The following is a 19,175-nucleotide window of genomic DNA, read 5'->3' on the forward strand; positions in this document are numbered from 1 at the left end:
CTCAAGGCGCATCAGGAGAGCCGGCGCGGGCCACCGTCCAGACGCGGGCCCGCCGGCGTGCGCAGGGTGGCGCGGGCGCCGAGGATCATGACATCCGACTCCCCCACGAGCACCTGGTCGAGGTCCAGCCGGGCCAGCTCCGGCAGGTCACCGGCCAGGCGGCCGACGCGTACGAGCAAATCCTCCAGGGCGCCGACGGCCACGGGCGGGTAGCCGTACTCGCCGAACAGGAGCGGAGCCGCGCGTACGGAGCGCACCAGGGCGGCGGCGTCCTCGCCGGTCAGCGGCGCCAGGCGGAAACCCTGGTCCTGCAGCAGCCGGGCGGTCACCTCGCCCAGCCCGAATGACACGACCGGCCCGAAGGCGGGGTCCTCGATGACGCCCACGACGGTCGGCACGGCGGGCTGCGGAGCCATCCGCTGGACCGCGAGCTCCGCTCCTTCGCCCAGTTGCACGGCGAACTCCGTGTAGGCGTTGCGGACCATCTCCGGCCCCGTCAACCCCAGGCGCACCGTCCCGGCTCTGCGTGAGGCGCCCGGGTCGGCGACCTTGACCACCACGGGCCAGCCCAGCTGCTCGGCCGCCGCCACCGCCTCATCGGCGGAACGCACCAGCTCGGCCCGCCACACGGTCAGGCCGTAGCAGGACAGAAGTTCGGTGGGGTCGATCTCGACCGGCGGCCCCGGCTCGGCGAACACACCCGACGAGCCGAGCCGCCCGGCGTCCGGCCCTCCGCCCGGCGTCCCGGACGGCATTCCGGACTGTGTTCCAGCCGGTGTCCCCGTTGGGGTCCCAGCCGGTGTCTCGGCCGGCGCTCCGGACGCCGCACCGGCCGACGTGGCGGCCATCTCACCCGGCGGCTCACCGGACGACGTGACGGCGGCCTCACCGGACGAGCCACCGGACGGCCCGGTGGTCGCCGTACCTGGCGATCCGTCGGGCGACGCGGCGACCGCCTCTCCCCGCGAGCCACCAGTGGTCCTCTCGTCCGCTGCCGCGATGGGGGCCGTGTCTCGCGATGTGGTCGCCTCTCCGGCGAGGGCGGCGGCCAGGGCGGTTCGGGCCAGGGATCGCGCGCGGGTGGTGTCGATGCCGTCGAGTTCCGGTGGCGGCACCGCCGGATGCGCCCGCCACCTCGCGTACCGCACCACGTGCGCCAGCGCCCTCACCGCCTCCTCGGGCGCCGCGTAAGAGGGGATGGAGCACCTCCCGGGCGTCGCGGAGCCGGTCCCGACACGCAGCGCCGGATGCATGCCCAGATGACCGTGGAACGTGGTCACCACCGGCTTGGCGACGTCCTTGGAGACGCGCAGCAGCTCGGCGGCCACCTCGTCGGACGCGCCGGGGATGGGCGGCATGTGGATCACGACGGCGGCGTCAACGTCGGTGGAGGACAACTCGCCGGCCAGCGCCGTACCGAACTCCGAGGGGCCCGCGCCGGGACCGAGGTTGACCGGCGGGCGGGGCTCGAGGCCCGCGGCGAGGCAGGCGTCGGCGGCGAGCAGGCCGAGCGCGTCGGAGTTGGTCACGAGCGCGACTTTGGGCCCGGCGGGCAGCGGCTGGTACGCCAGCACCTGCCCCACGTCGAACAGCTGGATGAGATCGTCCACCCTGATGAGGCCCGCCTGCTCGAACAGGGAGCTGATCGCCGAGTCGGGCAGCCCGAGCTCTTCCGCCGAGTGTCCCGCGGGGGTGCCGCCGCTCTTGACCACCACGATGGGCTTGCGGCGGGCGATGCGCCGGGCCAGCCGGGTGAACTTGCGCGGATTGCCGAGCGACTCCAGGTAGAGCAGGATCACATCCGTGGAGTCGTCTTCCTCCCAATACTGCAGCAGGTCGTTGCCGGACACGTCGGCCCGGTTGCCCGCGGAGACGAACGACGAGATGCCCATGCCACGCTGCGCCACCCGCTGGAGCAGCGCGGTGCCGAGCGCGCCCGACTGGCTGAAGAACCCCACCTTGCCCCGGCCGGGCACGGTGGGGGCGAGGGTGGCGTTGAGCTTGACGGCCGGGTCGGTGTTGGCGATGCCGAGGCAGTTGGGGCCGACGACGCGCAGGCCGTAGGAGCGGGCGATCCTGGCGAGCTCGTCCTGCCTGGCCCGGCCCCGCGCGCCCGTCTCGCCGAACCCCGACGAGACCACGACCAGCCCGTGCACGCCCTTCTCCGCGCACTCCTTGACCACGTCGAGCACGCTCTCGGCAGGCACGGCCACCACGGCCAGGTCGACCTCGTCGTCGATCGCCGTCACGCTCGGATAGGCGCGTACGCCGTGCACGGCACGCACCTCGCGGTGCACGGGGTAGACGGGGCCGGTGAAGCCGGCGGCCAGGAGGTTGCGCAGGACGCTCTGACCGACGCCTCCGGGCTCGCGCGAGGCTCCGATGACCGCGACGGAGCCGGGGGTGAGCAGCCGGGCGATGGACCTGGCCTCGGCGCGGTGCTCGCGGGCGGCCCTCACCTCGGCTGAGGTGTCGGTGGGGGTGAGGTCGAGCGTCATGCGTACGACGCCGTCGGCGAACTGGCTCTGGGCCGTGTAGCCCGCCTGCCGCAGCAGGCCCGTCATCCGCATGTTGGCGGGCAGGACGTCGGCGACGAAGCGCTCGATGCCGCGCTCGCGGGCCGTGGCCGCCAGGTGCTCCAGGAGCACGGAGGCCACTCCCCTGCCCTGGTGCGCGTCCTCGACGAGGAAGGCGACCTCGGCTTCGCCGGGACCGGTGCGGTCGTAGCGGATCACGGCGACCATCTCGTCGCCGATGGTGGCGATCAGCGCGACCCTGGTGACGTAGTCGACGTTCGTGAAGCGGGCGACTTCCTTGTCGGACAGCCGCGGCCGGGGCCCGAAGAAGCGAAAATAGATCGACTCGTCGGACAGACGGGAGTAGAAGGAACGGAGACGATCGGCGTCGGCGGGCCTGATCGGCCTGACGTGTGCGGTGCCGCCGTCGGCCAGGACGACATCCGCCTCCCAGTGAGCCGGATACTGTTCCTCCACAGTCCTGAGCGTAAACCCGCGTCCCACATGCCAAGACCCGGGGCCCCAGTTGGGCAACGCTTGTGCATCGACTGCTGCCCTGTGTGATGGGTCCGTCCCACGAGCAGCCCGGAAGCTGTTAGTTTTGCCGTGGCCAGGCTCGTTCCGAAGGCAGCAAGGTGGTGACATCATGACGCGGGTCGTCGTGGTGGGCGATCTCATGACCGACGCGGTCGCGCGCGCCCGTTATGCGCTCGCCAGGGCGAGCGACACCCCGGCGATCGTGACGATGCACGGCGGGGGCTCGGGGGCGAACATCGCCTCGTGGCTGGCCGTCGAGGGCGCCGAGGTGGCCTACATCGGCCGCAGGGGCGCCGACATCACGGGGCGCAACCGCGACATGGAGCTGATGGGCTACGGCGTCGACGCCCGGCTCGTCATGGACCCTGAGCGGCCCACCGGCACCTGCGTGGTGCTCGTGACGCACAAGGGCGAGCGCACCATGTTGTCCGACCCTGGCGCCAACGCGGCGCTGTCGCCGGAAGACCTGCCGCGCGATCTGTTCGGCCAGGGCACCCACCTGCATCTGTCCGGCTACACGCTGATCAACGAGGGTTCGCGCGACGCCGGTCTCGCGGCGCTCGACATGGCCAGGCGCACCGGCATGTCGATCTCGGTCGACTGCGCCTCGTCCGCGCCGCTGGAGCGCACGGGCGCCGAGCCGTTCCTCGAGTGGACCAACGGCGCCAAGCTGCTGTTCGCCAACATCGACCAGGCCAAGGTCCTGACGGGCCGCGACGAGCCCGAGGCCGCCGCCAAGGTGCTGACCGCGTGGTTCCCGCAGGTCGTGATCAAGATGAGCGCCGAGGGCGCGCTGTGGTATACCAACGGCCGCCCCGATCCGGTCAGGGTCGCCGCCGAGCCGGTCGACAAGATCGTCGACGGCACCGGTGCGGGTGACGCGTTCTCCGCCGGGTTCCTGCCGCCGTGGCTTGAGGGCAAGCCGCCTGCGGAGGCGCTGGCGTCGGGGTGCCGCCTGGCGGCCAAGGCCATCATGCACCTGGGTGCGCGTCCCCCGTTCTAGTGCCCGACCAGCACGTTCACGCGACGCCGGACGCCCCAGGACGAACACGGGCGGGCCGGCGGATCGGGCAATCGAAGCCGACAGGAAACGGCCTGCCGTTCTCGACCCGTCGAGCGTATGAAGGCAGAGATGACGACCGCAGAGCTCGACCACGTCGACCGTGAACTGATCCGGGCCGCGGCACAGGTCGCGGCCACCCGCTGCCGGGGCGACAACCACACCATGGCGGCCGCGGCCCGCGACCACGACGGCCGGATCGTCATGGCGGTGAACGCCTACCACTTCACCGGCGGCCCCTGCGCGGAGCTGGTCCTCATCGGCGCGGCCGCCGCGCAGGGCGTCTACGAGCTGGACACCATCGTCGCGGTGGGCGACCGCGACCGGGGCGTCGTGCCGCCGTGCGGCCGTTGCCGCCAGGTCCTGCTCGACTACTTCCCCGCCCTCAAGGTCATCGTCGGCGCACGCGACGGACTCCGTACGGTCTCCATCGCCGATCTGCTTCCCGACAGCTACGTCTGGGCGGACCACCAGCTCGACGCCGAGGTGGACGCACCTCCTGGCACGCGCTGATCACAGGGTTGCCTGACGCCGCGCCGGCCTGAGCGCTCAGCCCGGTCCATGGGCGACTACGAACCGGTCACGACGGGTCTCACCTGACCGGACGCGCCGGTCAGGACGCGCCGGTCAGGACGCGCCGGTCAGGACGCGCCGGTCAGGACGCGCCGGTCAGGACGTGGTGGTCAGGACGTGGTGGCCAGGGCGAGCGGGAGCACGGCGGGCGCCCCGGCGTGGCGCACCATGGCCGCGCCCAGCGTCATCGTCCACCCCGTGTCGACACGGTCGTCGATGAGCAGGACCGGGCCGCCGCACTGCGCGATCGCGGTGCCCACGTCCTTCGGCATGGCGAGCGTGCCCCTGATCGCCTGCACCCGTTTGGCGCTGTTGAACTGCTGCCCGGGCGAGCCCGCGCGGTAGCCCAGCTCCCCCAGGTAGGACAGCCGCCCGACCTGGGCCAGCCGTTCGGCGAACGTGCGCACCAGCTTGGGCCGCGTCGCGGACGGCACGCTGACCACGGCCACCGGGCGCTCGCGCCAGTCCCACGCGGACAACACCTTCACCACGGCCGCGAACATGTCGTCGGCCATCGGCCCGTCGCCGGCGCTGAACATCTCGCGCAGCCGGTTGCCCCACCCGATGTCGGTCAGCCGCCCCAGCGCCCTGCCGGGCTCGGCGCCCAGTTCGGGCTTGATCCGGCCGGACAGGTCGGGCAGCCCGGTGGGCCACTGCCTGCGGGCATCGATCTCGACACCGGGCCTGCTCAGGCGCTCGCGGGCGCCCTCGACGGCCTGCGCGCCGATCTCCGTCGAGCGGTGCGTGCCGGTGCAGTTGTCGCAGCGGCCGCACGGCGTGGCGGTCTCGTCGTCGAGGTGCCCGCGCAGGAACCGCTCCCGGCACTCGGAGGTGGTCAGGTAGCTGAGCATGGCGTCCTGCTCGGCCTTGCGTTCCTCGGCGATGCGGGCGTACCGCTCGGTGTCGTAGGCCCACGGCTGCCCGGTGGCCTCCCAGCCGCCCTTGACCCGGCGGACGGCGCCGTCGACGTCGAGGACCTTGAGCATCATCTCCAGCCGGCCCCGGCTCAGGTCGACGGCCGTTTCGAGCGCGGGGGTGGACATGACGCCGCGCTCCTCGAGGGTCTGGAGCGTGGTGCGGACGACGGGCTCGGGCGGGAAGGCCAGCGAGGCGAAATAGGCCCAGATGTCGCGGTCTTCCGTGCCGGGCAGCAGGATCACCTCGGCCCGTTCGACGCCGCGCCCGGCCCGGCCGACCTGCTGGTAGTAGGCGACGGGCGACTGCGGAGCCCCCACGTGCACCACGAACCCGAGATCGGGTTTGTCGAACCCCATCCCGAGCGCGCTCGTCGCCACCAGCGCCTTGATCTGGTTGCGGAGCAGCGCCTCCTCGGCCGCCAGCCGCTCGGCCGGTTCGGTCTGGCCGGAGTAGGCGGCCACCTCGAGCCCCTGCTCGCGCAGGTATCCGGCGATCTCGTGGGCGGCGGCCACGGTGAGGGTGTAGACGATGCCGGAGCCAGGCAGCTCGCGCAGCGTCTGGGCCAGCCAGGCCAGCCGCTGCTCGGCGGAGGGCAGGCGGACGACGCTCAGGTGCAGGCTCTCGCGTTCGAGCGGCCCGCGCAGGACGAGCGTGTCGTCGCCGCCCTCAGGCCGGAGCTCGGGAGGAAGGCTCAACTGCTCGGCCACGTCGCGGGTGACGCGGGCGTTGGCGGTGGCCGTGGTGGCGAGCACGGGGATGCCCGGCGGCAGGTCCCCGAACAATGTGGCCAGCCTGCGGTAGTCGGGCCTGAAGTCGTGGCCCCAGTCGGAGATGCAGTGGGCCTCGTCGACCACGACCAGCCCGGCGCTCTCGGCCAGCTCGGGCAGGACGTTGTCGCGGAAGTCGGGGTTGTTGAGCCGCTCGGGACTGACCAGCAGCACGTCGACCATGCCGTCGGCGACCTGACCGTAGATCTCCTCCCACGCCTCGGGGTTCGCGGAGTTGATCGTGACGGCCCTGATGCCGGCCCGCTCGGCGGCGGCGATCTGGTTGCGCATGAGGGCCAGCAGCGGGGAGACGATGACGGTGGGGCCCTCGCCGAGCTCGCGCAGGAGCGCGGTGGCCACGAAATAGACGGCCGACTTGCCCCAGCCGGTGCGCTGCACGACGAGCACCCTGCGGCGGTCGATCACGAGCGCCTCTATGGCGGCCCACTGGTCGTCGCGGAGCACGGCGTGCTCGCCCGCCAGCGCCCGCAGCCGCGTCTCGGCCTCTTCCCGTAGCATCCCGACATCGGGGGCGTCAATCATGCCTCCCTTGTTACCAGCTCTCCCGGGCGCCGTGGTGAGCGAGGCCCGCAAAACCAGCATCTTTTACGGCATGCGCGGGCAGGTGCCGTGAGGGCTACGCGTCGGCGTGCTCCGGGAAGGCGTTGATGGTGACGCGGTGCATCCGGCGGCGTTCGGTGTAGTCGGCGACCGCGTAGTGCTGGGTGGGGCGGTTGTCCCAGAAGGCCAGCGTCCCGGGCCGCCACCGCAGCCGGAGCTGGAACTCGGGCGAGCGGATGTGGTCGATCAGGAAGGGCAGGAGCGCCTCGTTCTCCCGGTCGCTCAGCCCCACCAGGCGGGTCGTCGACGCGCGGTTGACGAAGAGGGCCTTGCGGCCGGTCTCGGCGTGCACGCGGACGACCGGGCGTTCGATCGGCGGCCACTTCGCCTGGATCTCGGCCAGGTCGAACGGGTGCCCCTTCGAGATGGCCTTCTTCATCGACATCGTGATGTCGTGCACGGCGGTCAGCTCGTCGCACAACCGCTGCAGCGACGGCGAGAGCGTCTCGTAGGCCAGGTACGTGTTGGCCCAGCACGTGTCGCCGCCCACGCTGGGCAACTGGACGCAGCGCAGCAGCGAGCCCATCGGCGGAGTGGGTTCGAAGGTGTTGTCGCTGTGCCACTCGTCGCCGCCTTCGCCCTTGGGCGAGGTCTGGTCGAGCACGTGGATGGGGCTGCCGGCGTCCTTCTTGAAGGCGGGATGGTTGAGCGTGCCGAAGTTGAGGGCGAACTGCAGGTGCTGCTCGTCGTCGATGTTCTGGTCGCGGAAGAACAGGACGAGATGCTTGAGCCAGCCCTCGCGCAGGGTCGTGACCTCTTCCGGGGAGAGCGGCTTGCGCAGATCGACCCCGGTGACCTCGGCGCCGATGTGCTTCGTCACGGGATGGAACTCGATCATGACGCCTCCGGAGACGACGGGACCCTCGTGTCCGGAACGTAACACCCAAGCAATTGCTTGGTCAAGAATGGCAGGACATCGAACATGTTTACGAGAAGTGGCGGGGGATCGCGTATCATCTTGACGCCGGCGACGCGCACACCGCACACTCCCCGGCAACCGGATCATCACCGAGGAGGCGTCTTGACGGCAGCGGCCCTCGCCCGCGCGGCCCCGCGTGCGGCCGGCGAAGGCATGAGCAACGCCATGGATACGTCACAGCGCGCCTGGCTCGTGCCATCATCTCCAGGGGAGAAAACGTCACACCCGCACCGGTCTCGTGCCCGCGCGCGCCTTCGGCCGCCGTCGCGCCGCGACCGGGAGAGCTTACGTCGACGCCCCACCCGCCGACCTGACGCCGCTCTGCCGGGCTGACGGTTACGGTTACCGCACAAGGACAGAAGGAGGATGCGCTTCCCCTCGGCGCGACGACCGAGGCAGCCGCGCAGCACAAGATGGCCCGACGCACGACTGCACCCCCACCTGAGGACTTCGAGGAGCGGATCGTCGACATCGACGTCTCCTCCGAGATGCGCACGAGCTACCTCGAATACGCCTACTCGGTGATCTACCAGCGCGCCCTGCCCGACGCCCGTGACGGCCTCAAGCCGGTGCAGCGGCGCATCCTCTACTCGATGAGCGAGATGGGCCTGCGCCCCGAGCGCGGCCACGTCAAGTCCTCGCGCGTCGTCGGCGACGTCATGGGCAAGCTGCATCCCCACGGCGACAGCGCCATCTACGACGCGCTCGTCCGGCTGGCGCAGCCGTTCTCCATGCGCCTGCCGCTCGTCGACGGCCACGGCAACTTCGGCTCCCCCGACGACTCACCCGCCGCCATGCGGTACACCGAGGCCAGGCTGGCCCCGGCGGCGATGCTCATGGTCGAGTCGCTCGACGAGGACACCGTCGACTTCAAGCCCAACTACGACGGCCAGGAGACCGAGCCCACGGTCATGCCGTCGGCTTTCCCCAACCTGCTGGTCAACGGCACGAGCGGCATCGCGGTCGGCATGGCCACCAACATGGCGCCGCACAACCTCACCGAGGTCGTGGCCGCCGCCCGCCACCTGATCAAGAAGCCGGAGGCGACGCTCGACGAGCTGATGAAGTTCGTGCCGGGGCCCGACCTGCCGACCGGCGGCTCGATCATCGGGCTGCAGGGGGTGCGCGACGCGTACGAGACGGGGCGTGGCACGTTCCGCATGCGCGCCACGTGCACGGTCGAGCAGATCACCCCGCGCCGCAAGGGCATCATCGTCACCGAGCTCCCCTACAACGTCGGCCCCGAACGCGTGGTCACCAAGATCAAAGAGCTGGTGACCAGTAAGAAGCTGCAGGGCATCGCCGACCTCAAAGACCTCACCGACCGGCACAAGGGCCTGCGCCTGGTCATCGAGATCAAAAACGGGTTCATCCCCGAGGCCGTGCTGGAGGAGCTCTACCGGCTGACGCCGATGGAGGAGACCTTCGGCATCAACAACGTCGCCCTCGTCGACGGCGAGCCCCGCACGCTCGGGCTGCGCGAGATGCTCCAGGTCTATGTCGACCACCGGCTCGAGGTCGTGCGCCGCAGGTCGGAGTTCCGGCGCCGTAAGCGCGAGGAGCGCCTGCACCTGGTCGACGGCCTCGTCATCGCGCTGCTCAACATCGACGAGGTCATCCAGGTCATCCGTTCCTCCGACGACTCGGCCCAGGCGCGCACCCGCCTGATGGACGTCTTCGAGCTGTCCGAGGTCCAGGCCGCCTACATCCTCGACACGCCCCTGCGCCGGCTGACCAGATACGACAAGCTGGAGCTCGACCGCGAGAAGCAGACCCTCAGCGACGAGATCGCCGCGCTGACCGAGATCCTCTCCTCCCCGGCCAAGCTCCGCCAGGTGGTCTCGGGCGAGCTGGCCGACGTGGCCAAGCGCTACGGCACGCCGCGCCGGACCGTCCTGCTGGAGGCGCCGGGCGTCGCCCGCACCCCCATCCAGTCGCTCCAGGTGGCCGACGACCCGTGCCTGGCGCTGCTGTCCTCGACCGGCCTGCTGGCCCGCACCTCCGACGCCTCGCCGCTGGCGGGCGAGGGCGACCGCACCGCGCACGACGTGCTCGTCTCCGTCGTCCGCACCTCCGTACGCGGTGAGGTGGGCGTGGTCACGTCGCACGGCCGGCTGATCCGCGTCCAGGTCGTCGACCTGCCGACACTGCCGCCCTCGGCCAACCCGCCGTCGTTGTCGGGCGGCCATCCCGTCTCCGAATACGTCTCGCTCGAGCCCGACGAGAAGGTCGTCGGCCTCGGCTCCCTCGACCCCGACAGCCCCGGCCTGGCCCTGGGCACGGCGCAGGGCGTGGTCAAACGGGTGGTGCCCGACTACCCCGCCAACCGCGACGACTTCGAGGTCATCACCCTGAAAGAGGGCGACCGCGTGGTGGGCGCCGTCGAGCTGGTGTCGGAGAGCCACGACCTGGTGTTCATCTCCTCCGACGCCCAGCTCCTGCGCTACTCCGCCACGCTGGTGCGCCCGCAGGGGCGTCCCGCGGGGGGCGTGGCGGGCATCCGCCTCGACGGTGACGCGCGGGCGATCTGGTTCGGCGCAGTCGACCCCGAGCGGCCCGGCCACGTGGTCACGATCGCCGGCTCCTCCACGGCGCTGCCCGGCACGCAGGTGGGCGGCGGCAAGGTGTCCGACTACGCGGAGTTCCCGGCGAAGGGCCGGGCCACGGGCGGCGTCCGGGCTCAGCGGTTCCTGAAGGGCGAGGACGAGCTCCTGCTGGCCTGGGCCGGCCCCGCTCCGGCCAAGGCCAGCAGGGTCTCCACGGTGGGCAAGCCGGTGCCGCTGCCGGAGGAGCTCGGCCGGCGCGACGGCTCGGGCGTCCGCCTCACGCACACGATCGGCGCCATCGGCGGCGCCATCGCCGCCGATCCCGCCGCCCTGTCCTCCGCCGACGGCGAAACACCCCTGGAGGAGTGACCGGGGCGCACGTTCACCGGCTCCGCCTGCGGTGGAAAGTGTCCCGGCACCGGCGACTCCGCACCTTGAGGTCCCGGCGATCACCCACGTGCCGGTGGCGCGGGGCTGGTCGGCGCGTGTGACGGCGTCGCCGGGTCCGGTCGCGTGCAGCGCCCGGCCCCGGTGGGCCGCGTCCTCATGGGCTGGGCGGGCTGATGTTATGAAACGCGCCTTACCTCCGATGGTCTGGGAGAGCGCTCTCTCCCCTCGACTGGAGGTACCGTGTTCCCATCCAGACCACCCTTATGGGCGGCGGCCCTGACCCTGACCGGCTCCCTGATCGTCGCCCCACACGCCGCGGCCGCCGCCGAACCGCTCACGGTCACCGACTTCGAGTCGGACGGCGTGCCCGCCGGCGTGTACGCCTGGGGCAACGACGCGGCCTCGACCCCGGCGCTCACCGTCGGGCCCGACACCACCCGACCGGAGGCGCCCTCCACGAACCGGGCGCTCACCTCGGTCTACGACGTGAGCCAGTGGGGCGGCTGGTCCCACGACCTGCCCGCCACCCAGGACTGGTCAGCGTACGAGGGGTTCTCCTTCTGGGTGGACGGCACCGGCTCGGGCCAGAAGATCTTCTTCGAGCTCAAGGACGGCGGCGGCGGTCCTGGCAACTCCGAGCTGTTCGAGTCGTCGTTCACCGATGACACGGCGGGCTGGCGGCAGGTGAGGGTGCCGTTCGAGAGCTTCACCCGCCGCGCCGACTACCAGCCCGGCGGAGCCCCGACCGACGGCGAGCTGGACCTGGTCGCCATGTGGGGTTACGGGATGCGCCTGCCCACCGCGCAGGGCACCCTGCGGTGGGACGAGGTGCAGGTGTACGGGATCGCTCCCCCGCGCCCGGTGCGGCTGTCCACGGACCGGCCCGTCTACCCGGTGGACGAGAAGGACAAGGTACGGGTCAGCGTCACGGTCACCACGGCCACCGGAGAGCCGCTCCCCTCCGACCTGGCCGTGGACTACCGGACAGGTACGGGCACCGCGACCCCCGGCGACGACTACACGCCGGCCGAGGGCACGCTGGCGTTCCCCGCGGGCACCGCCTCCGGTTCGGCGCGCACGTTCACCGTCGAGATCAGGAAGGACCGGCAGAGCGAGGTCGCGGAGACCATCCCGATCGAGCTGTCGGGCACGGGCACGCGGCCTCCGGCCGAGCCGCCGGTCATCGTCATCAACGCGCACGACCTGCCGTACCTGAACGCCCGCGAACCCGTCAAGGACCGCGTCTCCGACCTGCTGGGCAGGATGACGCTGGAGGAGAAGGTCGGCCAGATGACGCAGGCCGAGCGCGGCGCGCTGGCCAAGCAGAGCGACATCGCCACGTACCGGCTCGGCTCGCTCCTGTCCGGCGGCGGGTCGGCGCCCGCCAGGAACACGCCGGAGGGGTGGGCCGACATGATCGACGCCTTCCAGCTCCAGGCCCGGCAGACCCGCCTGCAGGTGCCGCTGATCTACGGCGTCGACGCGGTGCACGGGCACAACAACGTGGTCGGCGCGACGATCTTCCCCCACAACATCGGCCTGGGCGCCGCCCGCGACGCCGACCTCGCCGAGCAGGCGAGCAAGATCACTGCCAGGGAGGTCAGGGCCACCGGCATCCCGTGGAACTTCGCCCCGTGCCTGTGCGTCGCGCGCGACGACCGGTGGGGCCGGACGTACGAGTCGTTCGGCGAGGACCCCGCGCTGGTGACGCGGATGGCCACCGTCATCGACGGGCTGCAGGACAACGGGGTGCTGGCCACCGCCAAGCACTACGCCGGCGACGGCGGCACCGCGTACGGCTCGTCCTCCACCGGCGACTACACCATCGACCAGGGCGTCACCCTGACGAGTCGCGAGGAACTGGCGGCGATCCATCTGGCGCCGTTCCAGGAGGCGGTCAAGCGCGGCGTCGCCACCGTGATGCCGTCGTTCTCCAGCGTGGACTTCGGCGACGGGCCGCTCAAGATGCACGCCCACGACGAGCTGATCAACGGCACGCTCAAGGGCGAGCTCGGGTTCGAGGGTTTCGTGATCAGCGACTGGCAGGCCATCGACCAGATCCCCGGCGACTACCCGAGCGACGTGCGCACGTCGGTCAACGCGGGGCTCGACATGATCATGGTCCCGTACGCCTATCCCGAGTTCACCGCAGCGCTCAAGGCCGAGGTCGAGGCCGGTCGGGTGCCGATCGCGCGAGTGGACGACGCGGTCGCCAGGATCCTGACCCAGAAGTTCCGGCTGGGGCTGTTCGAACGCCCGTACGCCGACCGCTCCCGCCTCGGCGACGTCGGCTCGGCGGCGCACCGCGCGGTCGCCCGCACGGCCGCGGCCAGATCGCAGGTGCTGCTGAAGAACGAGGGCGGCCTGCTGCCGCTGCGGCGCGGCGTCAAGGTGTACGTGGCCGGCTCGAACGCCGACGACATCGGCAACCAGTCGGGCGGCTGGACGATCAGCTGGCAGGGTTCGTCCGGTCCGATCACCACCGGCACCACGATCCTGCAGGCCGTCCGGTCGCGTGCCGGATCCGTGACGTACTCGCGGGACGCCTCAGCCGGCCTGGCGGGGCACGACGTGGGCGTCGTGGTGGTGGGCGAGACCCCGTACGCCGAGGGCCAGGGCGACGTGGGCCGCGCGGGCCGCACGCTCGGTCTCTCCCCCGCCGACCGGGCCGCCGTCGACCGGGTGTGCGGGGCGATGAAGTGCGCCGTCCTGGTGGTCTCCGGGCGTCCGATGCTGCTCGGCGACCTGTCGGGCGTCGAATCCGTGGTCGCCTCGTGGCTGCCGGGGACCGAGGGCGACGGCGTGGCCGACACCCTGTTCGGTGCGGTGCCGTACACGGGGCGGCTGCCCTTCACCTGGTTCCGCTCGGTGGAGCAACTGCCGATCAACGTGGGCGACGCCGCCTACGATCCGCTGTTCCCGTACGGGTGGGGGTTGCGCACCGACCGCGCCCGCGAGCGGCTCAAGGGCGTACGACACGAACTCGCCCACGGCGACAGCCGGTCCAAGACGGCGGCCCTGCTGCTGGCGCCCGCCCTGTCGGGCCGCCACTGGCACGCCGACGGCTCCGTCCGTGACACACGCGTGGTCCTGGGCGCGCTCGAAGCGGCTGCGGCGCTGCTCGAACGTTCGCGGAGCGTCCCGTACGCCACGGCGGACACGCTCGTCTCGGTCGCCAGGGACGTCGCGCAGCGCGCCGGCAAGCGGCCAGACCTGCACGCCGCGGCCGACCACGAACTGGCGGCGGGCGCGTACAGGAAGGCGGTGGACCTGCTGGCCCGGTCGATCCGCTGACGCGGTGAGCATGAACGCCGTCTCCAGGCGCATCGCCCGGCGGTGATGGGGACTGGCCCCGGTGTGGGCGGGGTCAGTCCCCAACCCGGTCCCGGCGGCCCGGTCCGGTCCGGGGAGCAGTCCCCAGGGCCCGGGCCGGGGTCGCTGGACCGGGAGCCCGCGTTCAGCCGGCGCAGAGGCAGAACGGGTGCCCGGCCGGGTCGAGGAACACCCGGAATGCGCCGTCCTCGCTCGGCTGGTGCTCGTGTTTGCGCGCCCCGATCTTGACCGCCTGCGCCTCGGCCTCGTCCAGGTCGTCCACGGTGAGATCGAGGTGGAGTTGCTGGGGGTGCTGCGGGTCGGGCCAGGCCGGCGGCCGGTGGCCGGGGGCGAGCTGGAAGGCCAGCCGTCCGGACGACCCTCCGTCGGAGACCACCACCCAGTCCTCCTCGACGGACGTGACCGGCCACCCGAGGAGGTGCGAGTAGAACTCCGCGAGTCCTTCGGGGTCGGGGCAGTCCAACACGATGCTCCGGAACCTCGCGATGCCGCTCATCGATTCACCTTCCCGGCCTGTTTTACCTGGCCGATCGGAGACAAGAATGTTGCCATGGCTGCCAACTCGTTCATGGTCCCGCTCGGCACTCCCGCGCCGGACTTCGACCTGACCGCCATCGACGGCGGGAGCGTCTCGCTGGAGGACCTCAGAGGCTCTCCCGCCACACTGGTGATCTTCCTGTCCAACCACTGCCCCTACGTTCGGCATATCGAGGACGGCATCGGAGCCCTGGCCGCCGGCTACGGCGCGAGACTGTCGGTCGTCGCCATCTCCAGCAACGACAGCGTGAACTACCCGGATGACGAACCGGCACACCTGGCGGAGCAGGCCGAGCGAGCCGGATTCACGTTCCCGTACCTGCTGGACGAGACGCAGGAGGTGGCCAAGGCCTACCGGGCGGCGTGCACGCCCGACTTCTTCCTGTACGACGCTCAGATGCGGCTCGCCTACCGGGGAGAGTTCGACGGCTCGCGGCCGGGCAACGCGGAACCGGTGACCGGCGCGTCCCTGCGGGCGGCCATCGACGCCGTGCTGGCGGGCGACCCGGTGCCGGAAGAACAACACCCGTCACTCGGGTGCGGCATCAAGTGGAAGCCGGGCAACGCACCCGCCTGATCGCCCGCGTGTCCCCTCAACCGGAGGCCGCGATGGCGGACGGGATCGCGAGCAGCAGTTCGTGCGGTTCGCCGCCCTCCCAGCGCCGGATCAGCCGGGTGCCCGCCTCCCCCGGGTCGAAGCCCTCGCAGCCCAGCGGCCCGTAGCAACCCGCCTCATCCAACATGATGATCAGCGGATCGTCGTCGGGGAGACCGGCCGCGTAGGCGGCGGTGTCGAGGAGCGCCAGCGCGCTCCTGGCGTTACGGCCACCGTCGTTCGACTCCACGCGGTCGAGGCGACGCCAGGCTTGAACGCGGAGAAACGCGGCAAGGGATTCGGACCTACTCACGAGCAACCTTCTTCGATCCCGTACATACGGCTACGACATCATCACGCAGAGCGATGGGTATTCGTGGGAGGTTTGCCAAGTCGGGCCATTCGTGACCCCCGGAGAGCATGAAATTCGGCGGGTGAGGGATATTTGTGGTCATGACAGCGTTCGACGACCTGTACGCCGCCAACGCGACGTTCGCCAAGGAGTTCGAGAACTCCACCCTCACCGGCCGGGCGGCCCGCGGGCTGGCCGTGGTGACCTGCATGGACTCCCGCATCGACCCGCTCGGGCTGCTGGGTCTCAAACCGGGCGACGCCAAGATCCTCCGCAACGCGGGCGCCCGGGTGACGGACGACGTACTGCGGACCCTGGTGCTGGCCGTCTACCTGCTGGGCGTCGATCGGGTGCTGGTGATGCCGCACACGGACTGCGGCATGTCCAAGGTGACGGACTCCGACGTGCACGCGCTCACCAGCGGGCAGGGAGTCGACACCCGCAGCCTCGAGTTTCACACCGTGCCCGACCAGGACGAGGCGCTGCGCCACGACCTCATGCGGATCCGCAGCACCCCGTTCCTGCCGAAGGACCTGCCGGTGACGGGCGCCATCTACGATGTCCACACCGGCCGGCTGACCCCGGCCCCGAGACAGGTGTCCGACGCGGCCTGACGTCCCGTCGGAGACGACCTGCCCGGCTCCCGGGTCTGCGCGGTGAACGCACGCACCGGCCGCCGAACCGCACGCTCGACCGACCGCCGAGACCTCCTCCGGCGGATCCGCCGCCCGGAGGAGCGGCGTCGCGGACACATGCCGCGGAGGAGTCGGCGTGCTGGAGGACCGCCAGGCAGGACAAGCGGGGGGCCAGAGGGCGCAGGCGAAACGCCGCTGCATCGCCCGGCGCGACCGCGACACCCGCGACCCTCGCCAACACCGGATCGTGAAGAGGGCGAACGTGGCCTGACGCCGCCCGTAGCCTGCGGCGCCCCGCCGCCGCCGGGTCGGCGCTGTCCGCCCGCACGGCGATCGCCCTCCGTCCCGCCAGCTTGATCTGCTCGACCACTTCATCGGCACGCTGCTGATCGTGCTGCAATGTCAGCGCGGCATCGGCACCTGCTTGGGCCAGGCGCTCGGGTACGCGGGCCCGCAGGAGCCTTGAGCCGGCCCTCATCGCCCGCGCACGCCTCTCTGCAGCCCCAACGGCCCCTGTCGCCACGCCACCGTCGAAACGACCATGGGGCCCAGAGGGGGATCGTTTCGCCCTTCAGGGGCCTCTCCAGCGCCGCACACCGCAGGGCCAGGCATCTCCCGGGCATGCCTGGAAGACTCAGAAGGCTGAGCCCTGTGCGTCGCCGCGGAGGTGCTCCGGCGGTAGGCGGGGCCAGAGAGCGTCAGGCGTCGATGTGGTCGCGATCGACCTCGGCGGCGCTGTTGACGATGAACTCGCGGCGCGGCGCCACGTCGCTGCCCATCAGCAGGCTGAAGATGCCCTCGGCGCCCTCGGCGTCCTCGATGCGGACCCGCCGCAGGATGCGGTGGCGGGGGTCCATCGTCGTCTCGGCCAGTTGGTCGGCGTCCATCTCGCCCAGGCCCTTGTAACGCTGCACCGGATCCTTCCAGCGCTTGCCGCGCCGCTCCAGATCGCGCAGCACCTTCTGCAACTCTCCGTCGGAGTAGCAGTAGATGTATTTCTCCTTGCCCCGGCCGGGGTTGGTCAGCTCGATGCGGTGCAGCGGCGGCACCGCGGCGAACACGCGCCCCGCCTCCACCATGGGCCGCATGTAGCGGTGGAAGAGGGTCAGCAGCAGGCAACGGATGTGGGCGCCGTCGACGTCGGCGTCGGCCATGAGGATGACCTTGCCGTAGCGGGCCGCCTCGATGTCGAACGAGCGCCCCGAGCCGGCCCCGACCACCTGGATGATGGCGGCGCACTCCGCGTTCTTGAGCATGTCGCTCACGGACGCCTTCTGCACGTTGAGGATCTTGCCCCTGATCGGCAGCAGCGCCTGGAACTCCGAGTCGCGGGCCAGCTTGGCCGTGCCCAGCGCCGAGTCGCCCTCGACGATGAACAACTCGCTGCGGTCGACGTCGTCGCTGCGGCAGTCGACCAGCTTCGCCGGGAGCGCGGAGCTTTCCAGCGCGCTCTTGCGCCGCTGGTTGTCGCGGTGCTCGCGGGCCGCGATGCGGGCCTTGGCCGCCGCGACGATCTTCTCCAGGACGGCCCTGAGAGGCTGCTTGTAGCCGCGCGGCGGGTTGGCGAACAGCTCTTTGAGCTCGCGGGAGACCACGTGGGAGACGATGCGGGTGGCCGCGGAGGTGCCGAGCACCTCCTTGGTCTGGCCCTCGAACTGGGGCTCGGGGACGCGCACGGTGACCACGCCGGTCAGGCCCTCGGAGATGTCGTCCTTGGTCACCGGATCGTCGCCGTTTTTCAGCAGGCGGGTCTCGCGCAGCACCTCGTTGACGGTGCGCACCAGCCCGCGCTCGAAACCGGTCAGGTGGGTGCCGCCCTTGGGCGTGGCGATGACGTTGACGAACGAGCGCACGGTCGACTCGTAGCCCTTGCCCCAGCGGACCGCCACGTCGACGAGGAGCTCGCGCTCCATCTGCGTGGGCGTCATGTGGCCCTGGTCGTCGAGGACCGGCACGGTCTCGTGGAAGTGGCCGGCGCCCTGCAGGCGCAGCACGTCGCAGACGGCCTCGTCGCGGGCCAGGAACTCGGTGAACTCGGAGATGCCGCCGTCGAAGCGGAACTCCTCCTCGATGCGCTCCTCGTGCCTGCTGTCATAGACCGCCAGGGTCAGCCCCGGCACCAGGAACGCGGTCTGGCGCAGCCGCACGTGGATCTCGTCGAGCGAGACCTCGGCGTCGGGCAGGAAGATCTGCTTGTCGGCCCAGAAGCGCACGCGCGTGCCGGTGACGTTCTTCGGCAGCTTGTCGCCGACGCGCAGCCCGGACTTCTTCTTGAACTTGGCCGTCGGCCCCTCACCGTCGAAGATGCCGGTGACGCCGCGGCGGAAGCTGATCTCGTGCACCCGGCCGTGGAGGTCGACCTCCACGTCGAGCCGTGAGGACAGGGCGTTGACCACGGAGGCGCCGACGCCGTGCAGACCGCCGGACGCGGCGTAGGCGCCGCCGCCGAACTTGCCGCCCGCGTGCAGCTTGGTATAGACCAGCTCCACTCCGGCCAGGCCGCTCTTGGGCTCGGCGTCCACCGGGATGCCGCGGCCGTTGTCGCGCACCTCGATGGAGCCGTCGGCGTGGAGCTCGACCTCGATGCGGTCGCAGTGGCCCGCGAGCGCCTCGTCGACCCCGTTGTCCACGATCTCCCAGAGGCAGTGCATGAGCCCGCGGCTGTCGGTGGACCCGATATACATGCCGGGCCGCTTGCGAACGGCCTCGAGGCCCTCAAGCACCGACAGGTGACGAGCCGTGTAACCCGCCTCCACTAGCGTCACTCCAGCTCCCCTGGGTCTAGGCATCGAACACGTGTGCGTAGCTTACCGTTCTTCCCACACGCGCGCGTACAAGCTTGCCATGGAGCCGCGTTTCCTGTTACCAAGCGCCTG

12 protein-coding genes are annotated in these 19,175 nt (G+C 71.2%); 6 read left to right on the plus strand and 6 right to left on the minus strand.

Annotated elements, in window-relative coordinates:
• Positions 1 to 11 precede the first annotated feature (11 nt).
• Complete coding sequence (locus ABGB14_RS28920) at positions 12 to 2,993, minus strand: GNAT family N-acetyltransferase (protein ID WP_347646970.1); 2,982 nt, start codon at positions 2,991 to 2,993, stop codon at positions 12 to 14.
• A 169-nt stretch (positions 2,994 to 3,162) separates the two neighbouring features.
• Between ABGB14_RS28920 and ABGB14_RS28925 the strand changes: the two genes are divergently transcribed.
• Both ABGB14_RS28925 and ABGB14_RS28930 read left to right on the plus strand, forming a co-directional pair.
• Entirely contained in the window at positions 3,163 to 4,056 is an 894-nt protein-coding gene (locus ABGB14_RS28925; protein ID WP_132603920.1) for a sugar kinase, read from the plus strand.
• Between the two features lie 129 nt (positions 4,057 to 4,185).
• A complete protein-coding gene (locus tag ABGB14_RS28930; protein WP_347646971.1) occupies positions 4,186 to 4,626 on the plus strand; it encodes a hypothetical protein in 441 nt (146 codons plus the stop codon).
• A 170-nt stretch (positions 4,627 to 4,796) separates the two neighbouring features.
• On the opposite strand, the gene ABGB14_RS28935 is transcribed toward ABGB14_RS28930, so the two are convergent.
• Together ABGB14_RS28935 and ABGB14_RS28940 are read right to left on the minus strand one after the other, a co-directional pair.
• Complete coding sequence (locus tag ABGB14_RS28935; protein ID WP_347646972.1) at positions 4,797 to 6,914, minus strand: RecQ family ATP-dependent DNA helicase; 2,118 nt, start codon at positions 6,912 to 6,914, stop codon at positions 4,797 to 4,799.
• 94 nt (positions 6,915 to 7,008) lie between these two features.
• The gene (locus ABGB14_RS28940) at positions 7,009 to 7,830 is read right to left on the minus strand and encodes a TauD/TfdA family dioxygenase (protein WP_347646973.1); all 822 of its coding nucleotides are present in this window, start codon (positions 7,828 to 7,830) and stop codon (positions 7,009 to 7,011) included.
• A 494-nt stretch (positions 7,831 to 8,324) separates the two neighbouring features.
• Here ABGB14_RS28940 and ABGB14_RS28945 point away from each other — a divergent pair, with 494 nt between their 5' ends.
• Together ABGB14_RS28945 and ABGB14_RS28950 are read left to right on the plus strand one after the other, a co-directional pair.
• Complete coding sequence (locus ABGB14_RS28945; RefSeq protein ID WP_347646974.1) at positions 8,325 to 10,826, plus strand: DNA topoisomerase IV subunit A; 2,502 nt, start codon at positions 8,325 to 8,327, stop codon at positions 10,824 to 10,826.
• Between the two features lie 261 nt (positions 10,827 to 11,087).
• A complete protein-coding gene (locus ABGB14_RS28950; RefSeq protein WP_347646975.1) occupies positions 11,088 to 14,141 on the plus strand; it encodes a glycoside hydrolase family 3 N-terminal domain-containing protein in 3,054 nt (1,017 codons plus the stop codon).
• A 163-nt stretch (positions 14,142 to 14,304) separates the two neighbouring features.
• Here ABGB14_RS28950 and ABGB14_RS28955 read toward each other — a convergent pair whose 3' ends face one another.
• Positions 14,305 to 14,676, minus strand: coding sequence for a VOC family protein (locus ABGB14_RS28955; protein ID WP_347646976.1), 372 nt, complete (start codon positions 14,674 to 14,676; stop codon positions 14,305 to 14,307).
• 54 nt (positions 14,677 to 14,730) lie between these two features.
• Between ABGB14_RS28955 and ABGB14_RS28960 the strand changes: the two genes are divergently transcribed.
• Positions 14,731 to 15,294, plus strand: coding sequence for a thioredoxin family protein (locus tag ABGB14_RS28960; RefSeq protein ID WP_347646977.1), 564 nt, complete (start codon positions 14,731 to 14,733; stop codon positions 15,292 to 15,294).
• A gap of 16 nt (positions 15,295 to 15,310) precedes the next feature.
• Here ABGB14_RS28960 and ABGB14_RS28965 read toward each other — a convergent pair whose 3' ends face one another.
• Positions 15,311 to 15,562, minus strand: a complete 252-nt coding sequence (locus ABGB14_RS28965) for a hypothetical protein (protein ID WP_347646978.1) — start codon at positions 15,560 to 15,562, stop codon at positions 15,311 to 15,313.
• Positions 15,563 to 15,765: 203 nt separating this feature from the next.
• Between ABGB14_RS28965 and ABGB14_RS28970 the strand changes: the two genes are divergently transcribed.
• Positions 15,766 to 16,278 (plus strand): carbonic anhydrase, encoded by a 513-nt coding sequence (locus ABGB14_RS28970; protein WP_347646979.1) that lies wholly within the window; start codon positions 15,766 to 15,768, stop codon positions 16,276 to 16,278.
• Positions 16,279 to 16,997: 719 nt separating this feature from the next.
• Here ABGB14_RS28970 and ABGB14_RS28975 read toward each other — a convergent pair.
• Positions 16,998 to 19,064, minus strand: a complete 2,067-nt coding sequence (locus ABGB14_RS28975; RefSeq protein ID WP_347646980.1) for a DNA topoisomerase IV subunit B — start codon at positions 19,062 to 19,064, stop codon at positions 16,998 to 17,000.
• Between the last annotated feature and the right edge of the window lie 111 nt (positions 19,065 to 19,175).

This window comes from Nonomuraea sp. B10E15 (assembly GCF_039871615.1).
Taxonomy (GTDB): Bacteria; Actinomycetota; Actinomycetes; order Streptosporangiales; family Streptosporangiaceae; genus Nonomuraea.

Coding starts and splice junctions, on each gene's coding strand:
- ABGB14_RS28925 (WP_132603920.1), top strand. CDS start 3,163: ATGACGCGGGTCGTCGTGGTGGGCGATCTCATGACCGACGCGGTCGCG.
- ABGB14_RS28930 (WP_347646971.1), top strand. CDS start 4,186: ATGACGACCGCAGAGCTCGACCACGTCGACCGTGAACTGATCCGGGCC.
- ABGB14_RS28935 (WP_347646972.1), bottom strand. CDS start 6,914: ATGATTGACGCCCCCGATGTCGGGATGCTACGGGAAGAGGCCGAGACG.
- ABGB14_RS28940 (WP_347646973.1), bottom strand. CDS start 7,830: ATGATCGAGTTCCATCCCGTGACGAAGCACATCGGCGCCGAGGTCACC.
- ABGB14_RS28945 (WP_347646974.1), top strand. CDS start 8,325: ATGGCCCGACGCACGACTGCACCCCCACCTGAGGACTTCGAGGAGCGG.
- ABGB14_RS28955 (WP_347646976.1), bottom strand. CDS start 14,676: ATGAGCGGCATCGCGAGGTTCCGGAGCATCGTGTTGGACTGCCCCGAC.
- ABGB14_RS28960 (WP_347646977.1), top strand. CDS start 14,731: ATGGCTGCCAACTCGTTCATGGTCCCGCTCGGCACTCCCGCGCCGGAC.
- ABGB14_RS28970 (WP_347646979.1), top strand. CDS start 15,766: ATGACAGCGTTCGACGACCTGTACGCCGCCAACGCGACGTTCGCCAAG.